This window comes from Tichowtungia aerotolerans (genome assembly GCF_009905215.1).
GTDB classification, from domain to species: domain Bacteria; phylum Verrucomicrobiota; class Kiritimatiellia; order Kiritimatiellales; family Tichowtungiaceae; genus Tichowtungia; species Tichowtungia aerotolerans.
The window spans coordinates 880,252-899,603 of sequence record NZ_CP047593.1; the positions used below are offsets into that span (position 1 = coordinate 880,252).

At 55.3% G+C, this 19,352-nt stretch carries 19 protein-coding genes; 10 read left to right on the forward strand and 9 right to left on the reverse strand.

The window, feature by feature from the left end; translation table 11 throughout:
- Positions 1-46: 46 nt before the first annotated feature.
- From ahbB to ahbC, 3 genes are read right to left on the reverse strand one after another with little or no spacing between them, the layout of a single operon-like run.
- Complete coding sequence (ahbB, locus tag GT409_RS03770; RefSeq protein ID WP_160627081.1) at positions 47-1,030, reverse strand: siroheme decarboxylase subunit beta; 984 nt, start codon at positions 1,028-1,030, stop codon at positions 47-49.
- Positions 1,027-1,968, reverse strand: a complete 942-nt coding sequence (locus GT409_RS03775) for a radical SAM protein (RefSeq protein ID WP_160627083.1) — start codon at positions 1,966-1,968, stop codon at positions 1,027-1,029. The genes ahbB and GT409_RS03775 overlap by 4 nt, the downstream gene beginning before the upstream one ends.
- The gene (gene ahbC, locus GT409_RS03780) at positions 1,961-3,139 is read right to left on the reverse strand and encodes a 12,18-didecarboxysiroheme deacetylase (RefSeq protein WP_160627085.1); all 1,179 of its coding nucleotides are present in this window, start codon (positions 3,137-3,139) and stop codon (positions 1,961-1,963) included. The genes GT409_RS03775 and ahbC overlap by 8 nt, the downstream gene beginning before the upstream one ends.
- Positions 3,140-3,321: 182 nt before the next feature.
- On the opposite strand from ahbC, the gene GT409_RS03785 reads away from it, so the two are divergent.
- From GT409_RS03785 to rpiB, 8 genes are read left to right on the forward strand one after another with little or no spacing between them, the layout of a single operon-like run.
- Positions 3,322-4,290 (forward strand): AAA family ATPase, encoded by a 969-nt coding sequence (locus GT409_RS03785; RefSeq protein ID WP_160627087.1) that lies wholly within the window; start codon positions 3,322-3,324, stop codon positions 4,288-4,290.
- A 4-nt stretch (positions 4,291-4,294) separates the two neighbouring features.
- Positions 4,295-5,182 (forward strand): DUF58 domain-containing protein, encoded by an 888-nt coding sequence (locus tag GT409_RS03790; RefSeq protein WP_160627089.1) that lies wholly within the window; start codon positions 4,295-4,297, stop codon positions 5,180-5,182.
- Positions 5,183-5,185: 3 nt separating this feature from the next.
- Entirely contained in the window at positions 5,186-5,644 is a 459-nt protein-coding gene (locus GT409_RS03795) for a hypothetical protein (protein ID WP_160627091.1), read from the forward strand.
- On the forward strand, positions 5,641-6,627 hold the full coding sequence (locus GT409_RS03800; RefSeq protein WP_160627093.1) for a vWA domain-containing protein: 987 nt from the start codon (positions 5,641-5,643) through the stop codon (positions 6,625-6,627). Before GT409_RS03795 ends, GT409_RS03800 begins: the two co-directional genes overlap by 4 nt.
- The gene (locus GT409_RS03805) at positions 6,624-8,585 is read left to right on the forward strand and encodes a VWA domain-containing protein (RefSeq protein WP_160627095.1); all 1,962 of its coding nucleotides are present in this window, start codon (positions 6,624-6,626) and stop codon (positions 8,583-8,585) included. The genes GT409_RS03800 and GT409_RS03805 overlap by 4 nt, the downstream gene beginning before the upstream one ends.
- Positions 8,585-10,984 (forward strand): BatD family protein, encoded by a 2,400-nt coding sequence (locus GT409_RS03810; protein ID WP_160627097.1) that lies wholly within the window; start codon positions 8,585-8,587, stop codon positions 10,982-10,984. The genes GT409_RS03805 and GT409_RS03810 overlap by 1 nt, the downstream gene beginning before the upstream one ends.
- Positions 10,985-11,039: 55 nt before the next feature.
- The gene (locus GT409_RS03815; protein ID WP_233231606.1) at positions 11,040-11,552 is read left to right on the forward strand and encodes a low molecular weight protein arginine phosphatase; all 513 of its coding nucleotides are present in this window, start codon (positions 11,040-11,042) and stop codon (positions 11,550-11,552) included.
- Complete coding sequence (gene rpiB / locus GT409_RS03820; protein WP_160627099.1) at positions 11,549-13,231, forward strand: ribose 5-phosphate isomerase B; 1,683 nt, start codon at positions 11,549-11,551, stop codon at positions 13,229-13,231. Before GT409_RS03815 ends, rpiB begins: the two co-directional genes overlap by 4 nt.
- Before the next feature lie 64 nt (positions 13,232-13,295).
- Here the strand turns inward: rpiB and GT409_RS03825 are convergent, their stop codons facing one another.
- Both GT409_RS03825 and GT409_RS03830 read right to left on the reverse strand, forming a co-directional pair.
- Entirely contained in the window at positions 13,296-13,904 is a 609-nt protein-coding gene (locus GT409_RS03825; RefSeq protein ID WP_160627100.1) for a PEP-CTERM sorting domain-containing protein, read from the reverse strand.
- 80 nt (positions 13,905-13,984) lie between these two features.
- Positions 13,985-14,461, reverse strand: coding sequence for a CYTH domain-containing protein (locus GT409_RS03830; RefSeq protein ID WP_160627103.1), 477 nt, complete (start codon positions 14,459-14,461; stop codon positions 13,985-13,987).
- Positions 14,462-14,532: 71 nt separating this feature from the next.
- On the opposite strand from GT409_RS03830, the gene pyrF reads away from it, so the two are divergent.
- A complete protein-coding gene (gene pyrF / locus GT409_RS03835) occupies positions 14,533-15,231 on the forward strand; it encodes an orotidine-5'-phosphate decarboxylase (protein WP_160627105.1) in 699 nt (232 codons plus the stop codon).
- Positions 15,232-15,268: 37 nt separating this feature from the next.
- Here pyrF and GT409_RS03840 read toward each other — a convergent pair whose 3' ends face one another.
- The 4 genes from GT409_RS03840 to GT409_RS03855 all read right to left on the reverse strand — a co-directional run bounded on the left by GT409_RS03840 (position 15,269) and on the right by GT409_RS03855 (position 18,480).
- Positions 15,269-15,445, reverse strand: a complete 177-nt coding sequence (locus GT409_RS03840) for a hypothetical protein (protein ID WP_160627107.1) — start codon at positions 15,443-15,445, stop codon at positions 15,269-15,271.
- Positions 15,446-15,638: 193 nt separating this feature from the next.
- Positions 15,639-17,081 carry an adenosylhomocysteinase gene (gene ahcY, locus GT409_RS03845; protein WP_160627109.1) on the reverse strand — a complete coding sequence of 481 codons (1,443 nt, stop codon included), beginning with the start codon at positions 17,079-17,081 and terminating at the stop codon, positions 15,639-15,641.
- 15 nt (positions 17,082-17,096) lie between these two features.
- The gene (locus tag GT409_RS03850; protein ID WP_160627110.1) at positions 17,097-18,023 is read right to left on the reverse strand and encodes an ArsR/SmtB family transcription factor; all 927 of its coding nucleotides are present in this window, start codon (positions 18,021-18,023) and stop codon (positions 17,097-17,099) included.
- A 121-nt stretch (positions 18,024-18,144) separates the two neighbouring features.
- Positions 18,145-18,480, reverse strand: a complete 336-nt coding sequence (locus tag GT409_RS03855) for a rubredoxin-like domain-containing protein (RefSeq protein ID WP_160627112.1) — start codon at positions 18,478-18,480, stop codon at positions 18,145-18,147.
- Between the two features lie 108 nt (positions 18,481-18,588).
- Here GT409_RS03855 and GT409_RS03860 point away from each other — a divergent pair, with 108 nt between their 5' ends.
- Complete coding sequence (locus GT409_RS03860; protein ID WP_160627114.1) at positions 18,589-19,350, forward strand: Nif3-like dinuclear metal center hexameric protein; 762 nt, start codon at positions 18,589-18,591, stop codon at positions 19,348-19,350.
- Positions 19,351-19,352 lie beyond the last annotated feature (2 nt).

Consider the following 19,352-nt stretch of genomic DNA (forward strand, 5'->3'; position numbering starts at 1 on the left):
GGGATCCGTGAACAACTCACCATCTACCCAGCAATCCTTTACTCCATCATTCCTCTCTAAAATATTGCATGCTTGTTTTTTTAAACTCACGCCCAGACGCAAACAGCTCCCCTCCGGACAAACCACAGGCAGAAGAAATATCCTTAAATAATTCCAGGGTTTCCTCCTGATTGGCCGTATGAATCATAGCATAGAGATTAAACGGAAAAGCATCAAGACGAGGGCGCTGATAACAGTGGGTCACTTCGGACCGCGCAGCCACCCGCTGCCCGGCAGAAAGAATTTCATCTTCCGGAACCGGCCACACACACATGGCATTGTTTTTAAATCCGGCTTCACGATGATAAAGAATGGCTCCGATGCGTCGCAGCACGCCCTGCTCTTTCCACGCCTGCAGCGTTGTCAGCACGAACTCTTCGCTCTCTCCGATTTGCTCTGCAACCGTTGAGAACGGTCTCTCGACCAGAGGCATCTGCTGATCCATCGCCCGCACCAGCACCTTCTCCCGTTCGGAGAACCCGCAGCACGAAACAGCATCGGACGGAACCGGCGAACCGGATCCAGTTTCATCGCGACCATGAGGTGCCAAATCAAACACGACATCAATTTTAAACCGTCTGATGGCCGGAAGCTGAGAGAGTTCCAAGCCCAGTTCCTCGCGGAGTTTCGCAAAGCCGGAATTAAATTCGTCCTCAAGCATGGCGAGTGTGAACCAGAGATTCGGATAATCACCGTCTCCGACCGGCAGGCGCTCGTAACAATGCGTCACGCCGAGATGATTCGAAATGATGGCGGCTTTTTCTTCAAGCAACTCATCCGGCACATCCAATGCACATAGAATGCTTTTGTAACCGAGATGCCGGGCATCAAAAATGCCGCCAAAGCGGCGCAGCAATCCATCGGACTGCGCCTCGTGGAGCAACGCCAGCACCTTCGCTTCCGGAATTTCCAATGTCTGGAACGGTCTCGAGACCAGCTCAACACCGCGCTGGAGCTGAGTAAGGATTCTGTTTTCGACGGCGATTCTCACTCGGCCTCCATAAAGTTTCCGGTTCGTGCGTAGGCGCGGGCGGGACAGCCGGCAAACGGATTGAGGGTGCGCATGCTTTTGAACACCTCGGAGTTTTTATAAAGCGTTTCGAAATCAAAATTTCCGGAGCGCAGTTCCCCGCACGGAAGATCCAGAAAGCCGCAGGTCTGCAGGACGCCGGTATGAGAAATAAAAACAAAGCCGCGGCCGCCCATACAACCGCAGAAAGAAGGGTCTGATATATATTTGCGATATTGAGGAGCGCAGGTGGTTTTCACGCGAATCGGAACCTCAGTCGACCGTTGTGCAATCCATTCGAGTGCCTGCTCGCGGGTTTCCGGATCGAGCGCCAGATCCGCCATCTCTGCTCCGCGTCCGGTCGGAACCAGAAAAAAGAAGTCCATCGTTACAGCACCGAGTTCAATTGCTTTATCTAAGATCTTCGGCAACTCATCCACATTGAGCTTCGAAACCGTGGTATTGATCTGAAACGGAAGCCCGGCCGCCTTTAAGTGATCCAAAGACGCGACTGTTTTTTTGTACGCATCGGGAATCCCGCGAAACATGTCATGTTTTTCGGCCGTTGCCGCATCCAGACTCACACTGACCGCCATCACGCCGGAAGCTTTGAGCTTTTCAGCAACCTCGGTCGTCAGCAGATGCCCGCAGGTCGCTAAAACTACACGGCATCCCTTGTCAGTTGCATAACGGGCCACCTCAAAAATATCATCGCGCATCAGCGGCTCACCGCCGGTCAGAATAATCATCGGCTTCGAAAAATCGGCCAGCGCATCGATCGTCTTGAAACACTCCTCCGTCGAAAACTCTCCGTCATAGTCGCAGTCGCGCGCCGCACCGCGGCAATGCCTGCACTTCAGCTCGCAGCGTCTCGTGATCTCCCAGGCAACAATCCGAGGATTTTTTCCGGAACTATGCATTCGAAATTTCCTCGTCGGTCAAATAGCACGCTGGATCAACACCCCATAATTCACCGCCTGCCTCACCGCGAGCGCGGAAGTTTCCGCCGCAAACATTCAGAAAACGGCAGGCCTTGCATTTTCCGGTCACATGAGCCGGCTTGTTTTTCAGCTGCGTCAAAAACTGGTTGGACGAATCGGTCCAAATTTCACTGAACGGTTTTTCGCGCACATTACCAAAAGTATGATTCCGCATAAACTGGTCCGGATGCACCGACCCGTCCCAGCTGACACAGCCGATTCCATTTCCCGAACTGTTGCCGCCATTCATCTTCAACAGCTCCATAACCCGGACGGCATCCTCCTCTCGCCCCTCTTTGAGCAGACGCATATAGAGATACGGCCCGTCACAGTGATTATCAACCGTCAGGATTTCCTTCGGTAGGCCGCGTGCGTGAAGGTCCGCCGTGCGGTCAATAATGCAGTCCACAACCCGGCGGGTTTCTTCATACGACAGGTCGTCAACCGAGGCACCGCGACCCGTGTAAACCAAATGGTAAAAACAGACTCTCGGAATGTCTTCCTGCTCAAGCAGGTCAAATACTCCGTTCAGATCCTGCACGTTGTGTTTGGTAATCGTGTAACGCAGGCCGACCTTGATGCCCGCGCGCTTACAGACGCGAATTCCTTCGAGCGCCTTATCGAACGCGCCGCTCACTCCGCGGAACCGATCGTTGGTCTCACGCAGTCCGTCGAGGCTGACACCGACATAAGACAACCCGATTGCTTTGAGCCGCTGCGCGACGTCATCGGTAATCAGCGTGCCGTTGGTTGAAATGACTGCACGCATCCCTTTCGACACCGCGTATTCGGCGAGATCCGGCATATCTTTCCGACAGAGCGGCTCGCCGCCGGAAAAAAGGATAACCGGCGAGCCGAACGCCGCGAGGTCATCAATCAGCGCCTGCCCGTCTTCAAACGACATCTCATCGTCGGCACAGCGTCCGTCCGCATGGGCATAGCAATGCACACACTTCAGGTTGCATGCCTTCGTGCAGTTCCAGACCACCACCGGCTTCTTGTCCTCGGAAAACTGAAGCAGATGGCTGGGCAAATCTTTTGCCTTTCGTCCATAACGCAGAGCATCCGACGGCTCCACCGTTCCACAATACAATTTAGAAATTCCAATCATTGGAAGTTCGGCCTTTCTCCTGAATCGCCGCAAATCATATGAAGTCCTTCCGAATGCATCCACCTAATTCGAGACAAACCGACACTGCTGAATATCAGCACACAAATAATTTCCTTCACTTTCAACCTTTACGAGAGCATGCTTCTGCGCTGTTTTTGAGCTTATTTTCTCAGGAGAATCCCATGCAGGAAAGACTACCGGAATTAAACAAAAAACTGGATGCGGTCCGAACCTCGATTGCCGAGGTAATTGTCGGTCAGCAGGCGCTGATCGACAAGCTGCTCAACGCCCTGCTGTGCAACGGGCACGTCCTGCTCGAAGGAGTTCCCGGAGTTGCAAAAACCATGATGGTCAACTCCATGGCCAATGCCCTGGATGCCAGCTTTAACCGTCTCCAATTCACCCCTGACCTGCTGCCGGGCGACGTCGTTGGAACCCAGATTTATCGCGACGGAACCTTTGAAACCGAAAGAGGTCCGATCTTCGCCAACCTCGTGCTGGCCGACGAAATCAACCGTGCTCCCGCCAAAGTGCAAAGCGCCCTGCTCGAAGCCATGCAGGAGCATCAGGTAACCCTCGGGCAGCAAACCCATAAACTGCCGGAACCGTTCATGGTGCTCGCCACCCAAAACCCCATCGAACAGGAAGGCACCTACGCCCTGCCCGAAGCACAGGTCGACCGCTTTATCTTCAAACTGATTGTCGACTACCCAACCATGGACGAAGAGCACATCATCCTCAGGCGCATGGCGAAAACCGCACCGAAAGTATCCGTCACTCAGGCGGCCTCGCTCGAAGACATCCTGGAACTGCGCCGTCATCTGGACGCCATCCACGTCGATGAAAAAATTGAACGCTACATCCTGCGCCTCGTCGCCGCCACCCGTGACCCTTCTGCATACGGTCTTGATGAGCTCAAGGGCTACATCCGCTTCGGCGCCTCTCCCCGAGCTTCTATTTACCTCGCGCTGGCCGCCCGCGGACACGCCCTGCTGCGCGGCGGCGAATTCGTTGTGCCCGACGACGTCAAAGCCGTCCTGCACGACGTCGTCCGCCACCGCATTGCCATCAGCTACCGCGCCGAAGCCGAAGGACTCAACTCCGACGCCATTCTCGAACGCATTGTCGAAACCGTTCCGGTTACTGAGTAACGCCATGCCCGAACAGATGGACAGACGTCTGCGACAGCTTCAGCTGCAGACACGCTATCCGGTCGAGCACCTGCTCGCCGGCGAATACCGCAGTGTCTTTAAAGGCCGCGGCATGGACTTCGACGAAATCCGGCCTTACGAAAAAGGCGATGATGTCCGCACCATCGACTGGAACGTAACTGCGCGCACCGGCAAGCCGCACATCAAACGCTACATTGAAGAACGCGAGCTCGCCGTCTGGTTTCTGGTCGACACCTCCGCCTCCTGCCGCACCGGGCATGGCGAGCGCACCAAGTGGGACGCGATGCACGAAATCACCGCTCTCTTAACGCTGTCTGCCATTCGCAACAATGACCGCGTCGGGCTGATTCTTTTCTCGGACCGCATCGAACATATCAATCCGCCGCGCAAGGGCCGGAGCCACGCCATGCATCTGCTCAGCGACCTGCTGCATGCCGAACCGCAGGGAAAACAGACCAACCTCCAGCCCGCACTCGACGCGCTGGCCCACCTCGCCCGCCGCCGCAGCCTCGCCTTTCTGCTCTCCGACTTCCTGTTCGATGTCAACCGCGACCGCCTCGGCCAGACCGGCTTCCGACAGGATCTCATCGCTGTCGCCGTCAACGATTCGCAGGAAATCGAACCGCCGGTCTGCGGACTGGCCGCTGTCAAAGATTCGGAAACCGGCGAACAGATGCTGTGCGATTTCAACCGCACCCATCAGGCAAGCTACCGACGCGCATTCGACACCCGGCGCGCCGCGCTCAGAACCGAACTCAACGCCATCAATGCGGACCTGATCGAACTGACCACTGAGAGCGACTGCGCCGAAACCCTGACCCGTTTTTTCCGCAACCGCCTGCGCCGCGCCGCCGATGAAACCGGCGGATAAAACATGAAATATTTGAAAACAGTCATATCGCTTCTGATTGCCGGCTCAGCATTTGCAGAGGACCCGAAAATTACCTGCGAGCCGCACGAACTGCGCGGACTGCCGGGCGAACCGCTTCAGGTTCGCGTAACGGTGGAGACCGACCGTGTCGCGCCGATCCAGCTGCGCATTCCGGCCGTCAGCAACCTGGTTTTGCATACCGTTGAAAAGATTCCGGTCCGGCGCACCGAAAAAGGCCATTACGTCCAGCAGCGAATCATCATCTGGCAGGGAATCGAATCCGGACAAACCAGCATCACCAACCTCTCTGTCGTTTTCCAAACCTTGGAAAAACCCGACCCAAAAACTCCAACCCCTGCAAAAGAAAAAGGAGCCCTGACGCTGCCAGTTCCAGGTATTGAAATCACCATTGATGGAGTGAAACCGGCCGAGCCACCCAAAACGGCGGAGGAGGAAAAATGACCTTCGCCTATCCGTTTATGCTTCTACTGCTGCCGATTGCCCTGCTCCTGCTTCGCAGACGCCGGTTCAACGCCATCGAAATCTCCAGCCTGAACGGCTGGCGGGATGCCGCCGAACCGCGGCGCGTCCGGCGGCTTAAGCTGATGAACATTCTGCGGGCGGCCGCCTGCGCCCTGCTCATCATCGCCATGGCCGGGCCGCAGACGGAGCGTCCCGTCAACGAAGAAGTGCGCCAGGGCATCGCCATTGAAATGCTGCTCGACATCTCCAGCAGCATGGACCGCAACATCAAGGGAAGCGGCGGAGAACAGACCACGCGCATGGAGGCGGCAAAAAAGGCCGTTGAAGCGTTTATCGGGAACCGCCCCGACGATCTCATCGGCCTGATTACATTTGCCCGCTACGCCGACACGCTCAGCCCGCTCACGTTCGGCCACGAGGCGCTCATTCAGCTGGTGCAGGACGTTGAAATTCAGGACCGCCCCAACGAGGACGGAACGGCTTACGGCGACGCTCTTTCGCTGGCCTGCGCGCACCTCGACCGGATGAATGAATGGAACGATGAAGAACAGCAGCCGATCCAGAGCAAAACCATCATCCTGCTGACCGATGGGGAAAACAACTGCGGCCTGCACCTCCCGCAGGAGGCCGCAGGGCTGGCAAAAAACTGGGGCATCCGCATCTATGCCATCAGCCTCGGCGATGCCGATGAAAAAGATCTGACCGACGCCGAACAGCTGCTCGAAATCATCAGCGACGGAACCGGTGGCGGCTTCTGGAAAATCTATGACATCGACGAACTGAGCGAGACCTATGCCCGCATCGATGAACTCGAAACCAGCGCAATCAAGAGCGCCACGCTCGTTCATACCGAACACACGCCCGTCTTTACGTTTTTTGCCCTGCCCGCACTGCTCCTGCTGCTGACGGAACGAATCTTCAACGCCACCGCCCTGCGCATTACCGAGGAGGATGAAGCATGATCTTCAAAGCTCCTCTCCTGCTGCTGCTCCTGCTGATTCTTCCAATCCTTGGAAAACTCCTCGCGCGCGCCCACCGCAAGCGCAACGAAGCCGCCGCGAAACTGCGCGGAAAAAAACCGGTTTCCAATGTTTGGAAAAAAGGCGCTGCCCGGCAGCTCGGAGTTTTTGCCCTGCTGATTCTCGCACTGGCGCAGCCAGCGTGGAATCCGCGCCCCGGCCCCCTGCAGGCGCAGGGCCGTGATCTGGTCATCGCGCTCGACATCTCGCGCAGCATGCTCGCCGATGATGTTTTCCCGACGCGACTCGATGCTGCAAAAATTCCGCTCTACGAAAGTCTCGATCAGCTTCAGGGCCAGAAGCTCGGCCTGATTACATTTGCGGGAGCCGCCGCCGTACGCGTTCCGCTTACGCTTGATCACGAATTCATTCGCTACATGCTCGAGCGCGCCCAGCCGTCTGACGCCGAAGTCGGCAGCACCTCCCTGCAGGCGGCCATCGAAAAAGCCATTGATGTCGCCCTCAACGAATCTGCCAAGGGAAAGCAGGATATCATCCTGTTCACCGACGGCGAGGACCACATCAGCAACATTGAAAAAACAACGGAGGAACTGCGCGAGTGCGGCGCGCGGGTGCTGATCATTGGGCTCGGCGATCCCGTCGCGGGCGCCAAAGTTCCAGAGATTGGGAAACCCGGCGAATGGATGCAGCACAAGGGCAGCGACGTCGTCACTAAGCTTGACGAGGAAAAACTGATTCAGCTTTCGGCGGAAAGCCCGAACGTGACCTATTACGCCGCCCGCACCCGCCCGTTCGACCTGATCACCCTCTACCGCCAGATGATCGCCGACAGCCCCGGCATTCTTTCGGAAGATGCTTCAGAATTGGTTTACACAGAAGGATATCCGTTCCTGATTGCCCTCGCGATTTTGCTTTGGCTGCTGCCGCTCAACAAACGGCTGTTTGCCACACTGCTGCTGGCCGGCTGTTCACCGGATTTCCAGACATTGGAAACCGGCTATGAGCAGAACTTTGAAACCGGTCGTGAACTGTGGGCCTCGGCGCAGGAACCGATCAAAACGGATCCGCGCGCTGCACTGTTTACACTGAAGCAGGCACGTGCTGCGCTCCTGAAGGCCGCACTGACCCGGCCGGGCGACCGGCCGGCGGCAGAACAGATTGCGGGAGTCAGCGCGCAGATTCGCGCGGTCGAAGAGGCGGTAAAGGAACAGGAAGAGGCAGAAAAAGACCTGCAGCAGAAGTTGAAAGAAGCCATTGAGCAGCTTCAGCAGCTGACTCAGCGGGAAAATACGCTGTCGCAGAAAAGCCAGCAGCTTTTGCGCAGCCGACCGCCGGTTCCGCCGGAAGAAAAAGCTGCCGCAGTCGAACCGGTACGAACCGAACAGGACGACGTGAAAAAACAGACCGGCACCGTTACCGATACCATCAGCGAAGCACAGCAGCTGATCCAGAAAATGCTCGCGACCGCCTTTGCAGAAGGCGATAAGCCGTCACCGACTGAATTTGACGAACCGATCCGCCTGCTGAACGAGGCTATGGCATCACAGCAAACTGCTCTCGAAAACCTTCAGCCGGAGCAAAGCAACTGGCCGCAGGCCAACACGGCCTTCCGTTCTGCAACAAGGCAGATGCAGGAAGCCCTGCGACTGCTGTCCGACCAGAACCAGGGGCAAAACTCTGACGAAAGCTCGGGAATGTCCGATGATATGGACATGGACTGGGATTTCGATGAAGACATGGAGTGGTCGGAATCGGACATGCCGAGCGACATGTCGATGCCGATGCAGTCCCAGAATTTCAAGACCGCACTCGAAAGCCGCTCCCTTCCGACGCCCAATTATACCGCCGAAGAAATTCTGATGGAAGAAGCCGCCAACATGGAACAGCGTGCAGAGCAGCAGTCCAGCCGGGCCGGAGCAAAAGTGGAGAAAAACTGGTAATGAAGAACATTCGTTATTGGTTATTGGTTATTGGGCTTGTCTGCAACGCGCAGGCTGAATTATCCGTAACGCTGGCCCCGGAAGAAGCGAGCCGGTTTATCTACGAACCGTTCCGCCTGCTCCTGCAAGCAGACAAAGAGATTGAGCGCCCGGAGATTCCGTCAGGAACGAACTGGTCGGTAACCGGCATGCTCCCGGTTGAAAACGGATTCCGGATTGAGCTGATCGCCAACGAATCCGGCATGCTCACCCTGCCGCCATTCACAGTTACAGCAGGAGAAGAACATGCGCAAACGCCGCTGCTCCGTCTGGCGGTCGCCGCACCGCGTCCCGCCCACGAAATGGAGCTCCTGACCGCTTTCTCGACGACCAATCCGGTGGTCGGCCAACCGATCGAACTGACCGTCACCTGGAAAACCGGTGTTCCGTTCCCGCGCTGTCAGGAACTTCAATTTTCCCTTCCACTGCTGCGTAATCCGGACTGGGAGGTTTATCCCACTGATCCGGGCGTTCCGGAAAAAAACCGCATTGGCCTGCCGGTCAACGCCCAGCGCATCATTGCAAAAAACGAGCCGAATCAGCTGCAGTTTTTCTATCGGCTGGTTCCGCGCCGGGCAGGCACCTTCGCCTCCTCCGCCCGACTGAACTGCGCTTTGATGGAAACTCTCCGATCGTCCAGTCAGTATCCGAGCTATTTCGACAACCACTTTTTCAATATTCCGGACAAAAAAGACCGTTTCGAGCGGATCTATCTTTCCGTGCCCGAAACGGAACTGACCGTACAGCCCCTGCCGGCAGAAGGTCGCACGGTCCGCTACAGTGGTATCGTCGGCAACTGCGCCGCCTCGGCACGAATTGAGCCGTCCGACACCGTGGTCGGCCAGCCGATGCTGCTGACGGTCACCCTGACGAACCTGACGTTCGGCGGACACATCCGCAACCTGCCCGAGGCCACGCTCGACGGCCTCGGCTCGGAATTCGGCATCACCCGCGAACCGATGCACGTGAGAACCGCACCCACGGCCAAGTCGTTCACCTACATCGTACGGCCTCTGCGCAGCGGACTCACCGTCCTGCCTGCGCTCGCCCTGCAGATTTTTGATCCAGCGGAGCAAAGCTACCAAACCATACGCTCAGAACCGCTGCCGATCACGGTCGAGCCGAACGGCGAACAAACCGTCTACACGCCTTCCCAACAACAAGAGCCGCTGACTCCGCTGAGCGGAATCCGGCATAACCGAAAAGAGAGCGAACCCACCATGTACGCATTCCTTGAATTCCTTGCTGCAGACGGCTGGATTTTCTGGCTGCTGCCGCTGCTGCTCTGGCCGGCACTCCTCCCGTGGCTGCGCCGCCGCGACCGCTGCCGGACTGATCCCGCCTACGCACGCGCCGCTCACGCCCGGAGCCGCTTTCGGAAAAAGGTTGTTCACGATGAAGAATCCGCGTGGAAAAACTATCTTGCCGACCGCTTCAACCTCACCGCCGAAGCGGTCACTTTCGACGCCGTCAGACCGCACCTGCAAGACCTCGATCCCGAACTCCTGCAGGCCGTGCGCAATCGTTTTAAAGCCGAAGAAACCGATCACTACGCGCCTCCCGGAACACCGGCACAAAAAACCGCCACCATTCGCCATCTGGTCAGAAAACTGGAAAAAGCCGTACCGGTTTTTTTGCTGATGATCGCTCTGTTTCCAACCATCGGAAAAGCCGCACCCGTTCAGGCCGAGACCCTGTTTGAGCAGGCCATGAAAATTCGTGCAGAAAAACCGGACCAAGCCGCACCGCTCTTCACGGAAGCCGCACTCGAATTCGAAACCGACCGGCAGTTTTTCAATGCCGCCAACAGCTGGTTTTTTGCCGGCGAAAACGGGCGCGCACTGGCAAACTACCGCGCCGCACAGAACCGCCGGCCGTTTGACCGGCAAATTCGAGACAGCATTCACTTCATTCGCGCACAGCGCAGCAGCCTTTTCCAAACCTCGGAAAAACCAGGCCACCGTCTTTCCAATGGCTGGAAAAACTTCTGCACGTGGAGCCCCGCCCTGCGGTTCGGAGCCTTAACGTTGCTGTACCTGATCGGCTGGGCCGTATTCCTCGCCGCTCGTATCTTTGGAAAAACCGTTCCGCGCAAAGCGTGGATTACGCTGGGAGTCATTGCGGCGGGTCCGGCGCTGTCGCTTATCTGGAGCTTTTTCCAACCTTCGGAAGGAGTCGTTATTCAGCCGACCGATGCGCGCCTCGGTCCCGGCTACGCCTATGAAAAAGCGTATGAAGGACTGCTGCAGGAAGCGATCGAGTTCCAATGGCTGGAGAAACGCGGCGGCTGGGTGCTCGCCCGCCTGCCCGACGAATCCGAAGCATGGCTGCGCGAAACCGCCTGCGTGAAAGTGCAGTAAATTCAAAAACGGTGTTTTGCATAAGAAAAACGGCTGAAGCGGGAATCGCGCATTGATGCCGCAAGCCGAGGCGATTATTCTGTCGGGCATGTCTGAAACAAAAAAGCTTTTGATTTTTGTCTGCACGGGGAATACCTGCCGCAGCCCGATGGCGGAAGGACTGCTGCGGGCCCGGCTTCCGGACAACTGCGGATGGGAGGTTATGTCCGCCGGAGTCTGCGCGGCAGAGGGATGGCCTGTCAGCGAACATGCGATTACCGCTCTGCGGGAAAAGAAAATCGATATTTCCGGACTGACGTCCACCACACTGACACCGGATCTGATTGAGCGGGCGGATCTGCTCGTCACCATGACAAGCGGTCATCAGGCGGCGGTTCTGGCGGCGGTTCCGGAAAGCCAAGACAAAGTTTTCTTGCTTAAATCGTTTGGAGTCGCAAAATGCGCGGCTGATATTGACGACCCGGTCGGGGGATCGCTTGATTTATACCGTCGTGTGCGCGATGAAATCGATGCGGCTTTACCCGACCTGATTCTTTATATGATGGAGCACAGAGGAACTGAATTATGAAAATTGCGATTGGCGCCGATCACGGCGGATTTGAACTGAAAGCAAAATTTATCGACATTCTGAAGGCAAAGGGCCATGAGGTGGAGGATTGCGGCACCAACAGTGCGGAGTCGTGCGATTATCCCGATTACGCGGCCGAGGTCGCGCGTCGCGTTTCGCAGACAGAAGCCGATCAGGGCGTTTTGATCTGCAATACGGGCATCGGCATGAGCATTACGGCCAACAAATTCCCGCGAGTGCGCGCGGCAGTGTGCTGCACAGGAGAAATGGCCGCTCTCACCCGTATTCACAATGCGTCCAATGTGCTGTGCATTGGAGCAAACAATGCACCGGAAGAAGCGGCGCTTGAGATCCTCGAAGCATGGTTGACCAATGAGCCGGAAACGGAAGGTCGCCACGGCCGCCGGGTTAATAAGATGAAGACTTACGGCAAAAGCACCAGCGATGCCATCGCGCTCCACGAAGCCGATCCGGAAATGTACCGGATCGTCCGCGATGAAAACATCCGCCAGAAAAACAACATCGAGCTGATCGCTTCGGAAAACATCGTCAGCCAGGCGGTTCGCGAAGTGCAGGGATCGCGACTGACCAACAAATATGCCGAAGGCTACCCGAATAAGCGGTGGTACAACGGTTGCGAAAATGTCGATGACGCCGAGCGGCTGGCCATCGACCGCGCGAAAGAGCTTTTCGGAGCCGAACATGTCAACGTCCAGCCGCACAGCGGCAGCGGCGCCAACATGGCCGTCTATTACTCCGTGCTGGAGCCCGGCGACACCATCCTCGCGATGAGCCTCGCCGAGGGCGGTCACCTGACCCACGGCCACCCGATGAACTTTTCCGGCCGCTTCTTCAACATTGTCCCCTACGGCGTCTGCAAAGACTCCGAACAGATCGATTACGACGAAGTGCAGCGCCTCGCCGAGGAGCACAAACCGCGCATGCTGGTCGCCGGAGCGAGCGCTTATTCGCGCATCATCGACTTCAAGCGGCTGAAAAAAATCGCTGACTCGGTCGGAGCCTACTTTATGGTCGACATGGCGCACATCGCCGGACTGGTCGCCGCCGGCTGCCACCCGAGCCCGGTTCCGTATGCCGACTTTGTGACGACCACCACCCACAAAACCCTGCGCGGACCGCGCGGCGGCATGATTCTCTGCAAGGAAAAATTTGCGGCCGATCTCGACCGCCAGGTTTTCCCGGGCATCCAGGGCGGACCGCTGATGCACGTCATCGCAGCGAAGGCAGTCGCTTTTGGCGAAGCGCTGAAACCAGAGTTCAAGGCCTATCAGGAACAGGTTGTTAAAAATGCCGGCGCACTGGCAGCTGCCTTGCAGGAAAAGGGCTTCCGCCTTGTGGCAGGCGGCACCGATAACCACCTGATGCTCGTCGATGTCGGCGCCAGTGGACTTACCGGAAAAGATGTCGCTAATGCACTCGACAAAGCGTCAATCACCGCCAATAAAAACGGCATTCCGTTCGACCAGAAAAGTCCGTTTGTCACCTCCGGCGTCCGCCTCGGCACACCGGCGGTCACGACCCGCGGAATGAAGGAAGAGGATATGAAAACCATCGCCGGCTTCATTAAAACGGTAACCGAAAACATGGATAACGAAGCCAAGCTGGCAGAGCTCCGTGAAGAAGTCGTCGCCTTTTCCAACCGGTTCGTCCTGCCGTAAAAAATAGAAACCGACAAAAAATCCGCACCTTCAGGTGCGGATTTTTTTTGCGTAAAGAGAGAAGTCAGCTGCGGATTCTGCGCCGCATGACCATAAGCAGTAAGCCGCCGGTTCCAACCAAAGAAATCACAACAGGCTCAGGAACAACAATCAGGTCTAAAGAGTCCAGGCTGATAGAACTGCCTTCGCTCACTTCCAGACGTATCACCTCTCCCGCAGCAACCTCCCATGAAATCCCTTCGAGGTAGGCACTGTTTTGATTGCTCAGATCTCCATAGGAAACGGAGTTTGTCTCCAACCCGATTATAAAATTAAATGTTTCAGCGTCATCAAGAACGCTGAAATCCAGTTTTGTAATCCGAATATCCTTGTTAAAAGACATCAATGCGACTTCGCCGTAGTCGAAACGATCATTTACTTCACCGAGAATAGAAGAATCTATGCCGAAATCACCTGAATTTGAATTCAGGGTCTGACCGTCCAAAGCAGTTGCAAAATTAACCGTTAACCCTGGAATCTCAAAAACAGAAACCGCCGTCCAGTTAGTGCCAATGCCATCAAGGCTGTCCCCGGTAGTCTCCAAAGAAGCCCCGCCGTTCTCTAAATATACAGTCGCAGCACCGGCATTAAGAACACAGGCCAACAGGATTGAAATGGAGGCACATCTTTTCATTTGCAAAACTTTTTAAAAATATAGCGAACGAAACTGATGGAATCCACTAACTTGTTAAGTTTTTTTGCGTTTGAATACGATCAAGTTCTCCAGGATTTAAACGGTTGATGTGCCAGTGCTGCATTAAAATAGCGGGAATCATGCGAAACCTCCTGCCCCAGCCAGCCCGGCCGGTCAAAAGACTGCTCTTCATTTTCCAGTTCAATCTCCGCCAGAACAAGCCCTTCATTCATCCCGGAAAACTCATCCACCTCCCATGTAAACCCTTCACAAAAAAACCGGTATCGAACTTTGGATACCGTTCTTCCATTGCAAAGCATTCGCAGCATTGTCTCCGCGTCTTCTACAGGAATCGGATATTCCATTTCCAGCCGGGATACCCCTTCGGTCGGTCCTTTAAGCGTTAAAAAACCCTGATTTCCCATTCGCCGAACACGCACAGTCGCCTCATCGATTGAAGAGGAAAGATAGCCCTGTTCGCACAAAAGCCCTGTCCCGACCAATTGCCGCCAACTATCATTTTTTACCAGAAACTTTCGCTCAATCTCCATCTTCATGAACAAATCCTTGCTTTCGTTTCACTGTTCAGGGATTTTTATCCGAACTGATTTGAATTGAAAGGACCAATATGAACCCTGCACTGATTGTCGCTCTGGATGTACCCAACCTGACTGAAATGGAAAAAACTCTCGATCGTCTTCCCGACAGCATTGAATGGTACAAAGTCGGATTGGAGATTTTCTGTGCCGAAGGACCCGCCATTCTATCGCCGCTGAAACAACGGAATAAAAAGATTTTTCTGGACCTCAAACTGCATGATATCCCCAGAACTGTGGCCAATGCGGTGAAAACCGCGGCCAACCATGGCGTCAACCTGATGACGGTCCATGCCATTGGCGGACGTGCAATGCTGGAAGCTGCCGCTCAGGCTGCGCGCGAATGTGATGTTCCGCCGAAACTGGTTGCCGTAACCACTTTAACCAGCCTGAGCCAGGACGATTTCAGCGATCTCGGCATTAACCGCACTGTTTCTGAACAGGCATTGGCACTGGGCGATTTAGCCATTGGCTCTGGAATTGATGGATTGGTTACCAGCGCCCACGAAGCAGAGGCTCTTAGCCAGCGCTTCCCGGAAGCACTGCTGGTGACTCCCGGAATTCGTATGCCTGACGGCGATATTGGAGACCAGAAGCGAGTTGCCACGCCGTCATTTGCCGTACAACAGGGAGCCACCCACCTTGTGGTTGGTCGTCCCATCGTACAGGCAGAACAGCCGGCCAATGTAACCGCCGCCATTCAGGCTGACATGAAAAACGCCCTGTCATGACTTACAGGGCGCTAAACAAACCGGCTTATAGAGAATCTTATTCCGACAGAGTCAGTTTTTTTCCGGAATCCAGCCACTGCTGAAGAATAATTTTGCAATATTTGCTTTTGGAAATGTGCATAGAGCTCGAACGGTTTTCGAGCTCTTCAGCCATTTTCTTCGACATATTAATGCCGATGGTCTTGGTTCCTTTTCCAATCGGGTTTGTTCCCATAGTCAGCCTCCTTACTGATTCAAACCGGCGATGCTATAAAAACCGGAGTATTTCGGTCAACAGGTATTGTTTTCTGTTTTCAAGCATCTAACCGCCCCCTAAAACAATTTTGTTCTACACAAAACAAACAGCACTCAAAAGAAAAAACATTTCTCTTTAAAGATACGTATATAATGTAAGGAGTTTAACCTTATTAATAGCGGTAATGTTCCGGCTTGAACGGGCCGTCTTTTGGAATCCCTAAATACCGGGCCTGCTTCTGAGTCAGCGAATCCAGTCGAGCTCCCAAACGACCAAGGTGCAGGGCCGCCACTTCTTCATCCAAATGCTTCGGAAGCACATAAACGCCAACCGAATACCTATCTTCGGCTTCGTGTTTCTGCCAGATTTCCATCTGAGCCAGCACCTGATTGGTAAAGCTGTTAGACATCACAAAGCTCGGGTGCCCGGTCGCGCAACCGAGGTTGACCAGACGCCCTTCAGCCAGCAGAAGAATGCTGTTGCCTTTGGGGAACGTCACCTTATCGACCTGCGGCTTGATGTTGGTCCACTTGTATTTGCGAATCTTCTCTACCTGAATTTCGGAATCAAAATGCCCGATATTGCAGACAATCGCCTGATCTTTCATCTGCTTCATATGGCGCTCGGTAATTACATCACAGCACCCGGTCGTCGTTACAAAAACATCACCCAGCCTGCACGCTTCATCCATCGGCATCACTTCGAACCCGGCCATGGTGGCCTGCAGGGCGCAAATCGGGTCAATTTCCGTCACAATCACGCGGGCATTCTGCCCCTGAAGTGACTGCGCAGACCCTTTGCCGACATCACCGTATCCAGCGACGACAGCCACCTTCCCGGACAGCATCACATCCGTAGCGCGCATAATTGCGTCCACCAATGAATGGCGACAGCCATACACATTATCGAACTTAGACTTCGTCACGGAATCGTTTACGTTAATCGCCGGGAAGAGCAGTTCCCCTTTCTCGGCCAGCTGATACAAACGGTGCACTCCTGTCGTGGTTTCCTCGGTTACTCCGCGAATTCCTGCAGCCATGCGCGAAAAACGGGTCGGATCTTTTTTCAGCGCTTTTTTCAGCTGCGCATAAAAAACCGCCTCCTCCGGGCTGCCGGGCTTGCGATCGAGAATTGACGGGTCTTTTTCCGCTTTAACTCCCACCTGCACAAACATGGTTGCATCGCCGCCGTCATCGAGGATCATATTCGGGCCCTTGCCGTTACCCCAGTCGAGAATCCGATCCGTATACTCCCAGTATTCCTCCAGCGACTCTCCCTTCACGGCAAAAACCGGCGTACCGGCTTTTGCGATCGCGGCGGCGGCATGATCCTGCGTCGAATAAATATTGCAGCTCGCCCAGCGAACCCTGGCTCCAAGAATCTGGAGCGTTTCAATCAGCATCGCCGTCTGAATCGTCATATGAAGCGACCCGGCAATCTGTGCACCTTTCAAAGGTTTTTCTGCACCGTATTTTTCACGCAGCGCCATCAGCCCCGGCATTTCGTGTTCAGCCAGCTCCATTTCCCGGCGCCCGAAAGGGGCCAGTGAAATATCCTTAACAACATAATCCTTTTTCTGCGCTTTCTTGCGCGTCTTCTTCTTCGGGGTAGCCATATCGATTTGCTCCGTTTATTTCTGTTTCTCAGCAACAACCATCAACACCGAAAAAGCCGTCTCCGGCCCTTCCAATGTTTGGAAAATTTTTATTTTCAGCCCGGCTTCCTTCAGCCAGCCGCGCAGTTCTTTTTCGTCAAATCCCAGCCATTGGTCCGCCCACTCGTCGCGCACCCACTCCTGTTCGTGCCGCGACAGATCGAGCAAAATCAGCTGACCGTCCGGCTTTAAAGTCCGTGCCGCCTCTTTCAGTGCCCGACCGGGACGTGCCGCATGATGAAGTACCTGGCTGACAAACACCGCGTCTTCGCTGTTCGCTTTCAGCGGCAGTTTCTCAAGATCCCCCTTTTCCGCGGCCACACGGCCGGCCACTCCGGCTTCCGCCGAACGTTCCTGCACAACCCGCAGCATCTGAGCGGAGAGATCTATCGCCGTCACCCGTTTTGCAAAGCGGGCCAGCAGCAGCGTCAAATCGCCCTCACCGCAGCCGATATCCGCCACTGTTTTTCCGCTGAATCCGGCAGCAAGCGCAGCAGCCATTCCGCGCCAGCCCCCGCCCGGTTCTGTAAGCGAACCGTAGCGCCCGGCAATTTCGTCAAAAAACTTGGTGCTCTCTTTGCGGCGCTGATCGAGCACCTTATCAACCGCCGCGCGGTCGCGGCTCGCCCCGCGCAGCTCCGCCAGCTTCTCGCTCAACAGCTGCGCAAACGAGGCATCCTGAAAAACCGGACCGCGGCGATAATACACCGACGTTCCTTCGCGACGGGTTTCCAGCAGGCCGCTGTCGCGCAGCGGTTTCAGATGACGGCTCACCGAAGACTGCGGCATTTTCAGCGCCGTCACAATTTCCGCCACCGACAGCTCCGCGATCTCGACGGCCCGTAAAATCCGCAGCCGCGCCTCGTCACTCAGGGCCTTAAATACATCCAGAAGATTTTCCATAATCCATTTATCCGCTTTTTCGGATAAAAGGATATTTACTTGATAGAATCAAGAAAAAGGCGCGGCGGAATGAATCCGGCGCGCCCTAAAAGCCTAAGGCCTTCAGCCTATAGCCTTCTCATCAGCCCCATTTGCCTTTGCCCATGTGGCCCTGCACTTCGGTCATGGAAAGCTTCATGATCTTCCAGGCCATCGCACGGGATTTGGTGAACACATCCACGCAGCCGGGATCGAGTTCATCTTCGATTCCGTCATTGCAGATATCTTCGAGCTGGCGAGCCAGCGCAATGACCTCTGCATGCAACGCGTTGCTGTGACGCGAACGTTCGACCAAAGATGACGCTGCATCGTCAAGCAGGACAAACTGATCTTTCGGGGCTCCGCATTTCGGGCATTTTTCGGGAGCTTCTTCGCCGTCGTGAATATATCCACAGGCCGCACATTTGAACTTCTTCATAATTCTCTCCTTCTTTCTGCTTAAAACATTACAAGAACGGTAATGTTTGCACTCTCCTCCGTCAAGCTCTGCTTGCGATCTTACCGGGTGATCTTTACAATCCAAGTCATGAAACTGAAAACTTTGATCCAAACCTTGGAAGAAATTGCACCTCTCGAGCTGGCAGAAAGCTGGGACAACCCCGGGCTGCTGATCGAACCGCTCAAAACCCGGGAAATCAGCAAGGTCCTGCTTGCAGTCGACCTGACAGACGCCGTCGCCCGCGAAGCCGTTCAGAAAAAAGCCGATGCAATCGTCACCTACCACCCTCTTTTTTTCGGCGGATTCCAAAAGCTGCAAAAATCAGATCCGCAGGCGCACAGCGCCATGCGGCTGATCCAGCACGATATTGCTGTTTACTCTCCGCACACAGCGCTCGATGCCGCTCCCGGCGGCGTGAACGACTGGCTGGCCGACTCCCTTGGCGAAGGAGATCTCTACTGCGCAGAAACCGGCGGAGCGCGTATTGTTGAGCTGGCCGCGCCCGTAAAACTTCCAACCCTTGGAAAACGCATCAGAGAGTTTCTACACATCAACCAGGTTCAAACGGCCCAGGCAAACGATCGTCCCATCAAGACCATCGCCCTGTGCGCCGGAGCCGGAATCAGCGCATTGAAGGAAATCAAAGCAGACTGCTATCTGACCGGAGAAATGAAGCACCACGATGTACTCGACGCGGTCGAACGCGGAACGTCCGTTATTCTCTGCGGTCATACCGAAACCGAGCGGGGTTACCTCAAAATTCTCCGCCGCCTGATTCTGACTGAGACCGAAAAAACGGTTGAAGTGATCCTCTCCAGAGCAGACACCGCACCACTGAAAACAATGTAGCC

Coding starts and splice junctions, on each gene's coding strand:
- GT409_RS03830 (WP_160627103.1), bottom strand. CDS start 14,461: ATGAAGATGGAGATTGAGCGAAAGTTTCTGGTAAAAAATGATAGTTGG.
- GT409_RS03855 (WP_160627112.1), bottom strand. CDS start 18,480: ATGAAGAAGTTCAAATGTGCGGCCTGTGGATATATTCACGACGGCGAA.
- GT409_RS03825 (WP_160627100.1), bottom strand. CDS start 13,904: ATGAAAAGATGTGCCTCCATTTCAATCCTGTTGGCCTGTGTTCTTAAT.
- GT409_RS03850 (WP_160627110.1), bottom strand. CDS start 18,023: ATGGAAAATCTTCTGGATGTATTTAAGGCCCTGAGTGACGAGGCGCGG.
- GT409_RS03790 (WP_160627089.1), top strand. CDS start 4,295: ATGCCCGAACAGATGGACAGACGTCTGCGACAGCTTCAGCTGCAGACA.
- ahcY (WP_160627109.1), bottom strand. CDS start 17,081: ATGGCTACCCCGAAGAAGAAGACGCGCAAGAAAGCGCAGAAAAAGGAT.
- GT409_RS03810 (WP_160627097.1), top strand. CDS start 8,585: ATGAAGAACATTCGTTATTGGTTATTGGTTATTGGGCTTGTCTGCAAC.
- GT409_RS03860 (WP_160627114.1), top strand. CDS start 18,589: ATGAAACTGAAAACTTTGATCCAAACCTTGGAAGAAATTGCACCTCTC.
- ahbC (WP_160627085.1), bottom strand. CDS start 3,139: ATGATTGGAATTTCTAAATTGTATTGTGGAACGGTGGAGCCGTCGGAT.
- GT409_RS03840 (WP_160627107.1), bottom strand. CDS start 15,445: ATGGGAACAAACCCGATTGGAAAAGGAACCAAGACCATCGGCATTAAT.
- rpiB (WP_160627099.1), top strand. CDS start 11,549: ATGAAAATTGCGATTGGCGCCGATCACGGCGGATTTGAACTGAAAGCA.
- GT409_RS03815 (WP_233231606.1), top strand. CDS start 11,040: ATGCCGCAAGCCGAGGCGATTATTCTGTCGGGCATGTCTGAAACAAAA.
- GT409_RS03775 (WP_160627083.1), bottom strand. CDS start 1,968: ATGCATAGTTCCGGAAAAAATCCTCGGATTGTTGCCTGGGAGATCACG.
- GT409_RS03795 (WP_160627091.1), top strand. CDS start 5,186: ATGAAATATTTGAAAACAGTCATATCGCTTCTGATTGCCGGCTCAGCA.
- pyrF (WP_160627105.1), top strand. CDS start 14,533: ATGAACCCTGCACTGATTGTCGCTCTGGATGTACCCAACCTGACTGAA.
- GT409_RS03800 (WP_160627093.1), top strand. CDS start 5,641: ATGACCTTCGCCTATCCGTTTATGCTTCTACTGCTGCCGATTGCCCTG.
- GT409_RS03805 (WP_160627095.1), top strand. CDS start 6,624: ATGATCTTCAAAGCTCCTCTCCTGCTGCTGCTCCTGCTGATTCTTCCA.
- GT409_RS03785 (WP_160627087.1), top strand. CDS start 3,322: ATGCAGGAAAGACTACCGGAATTAAACAAAAAACTGGATGCGGTCCGA.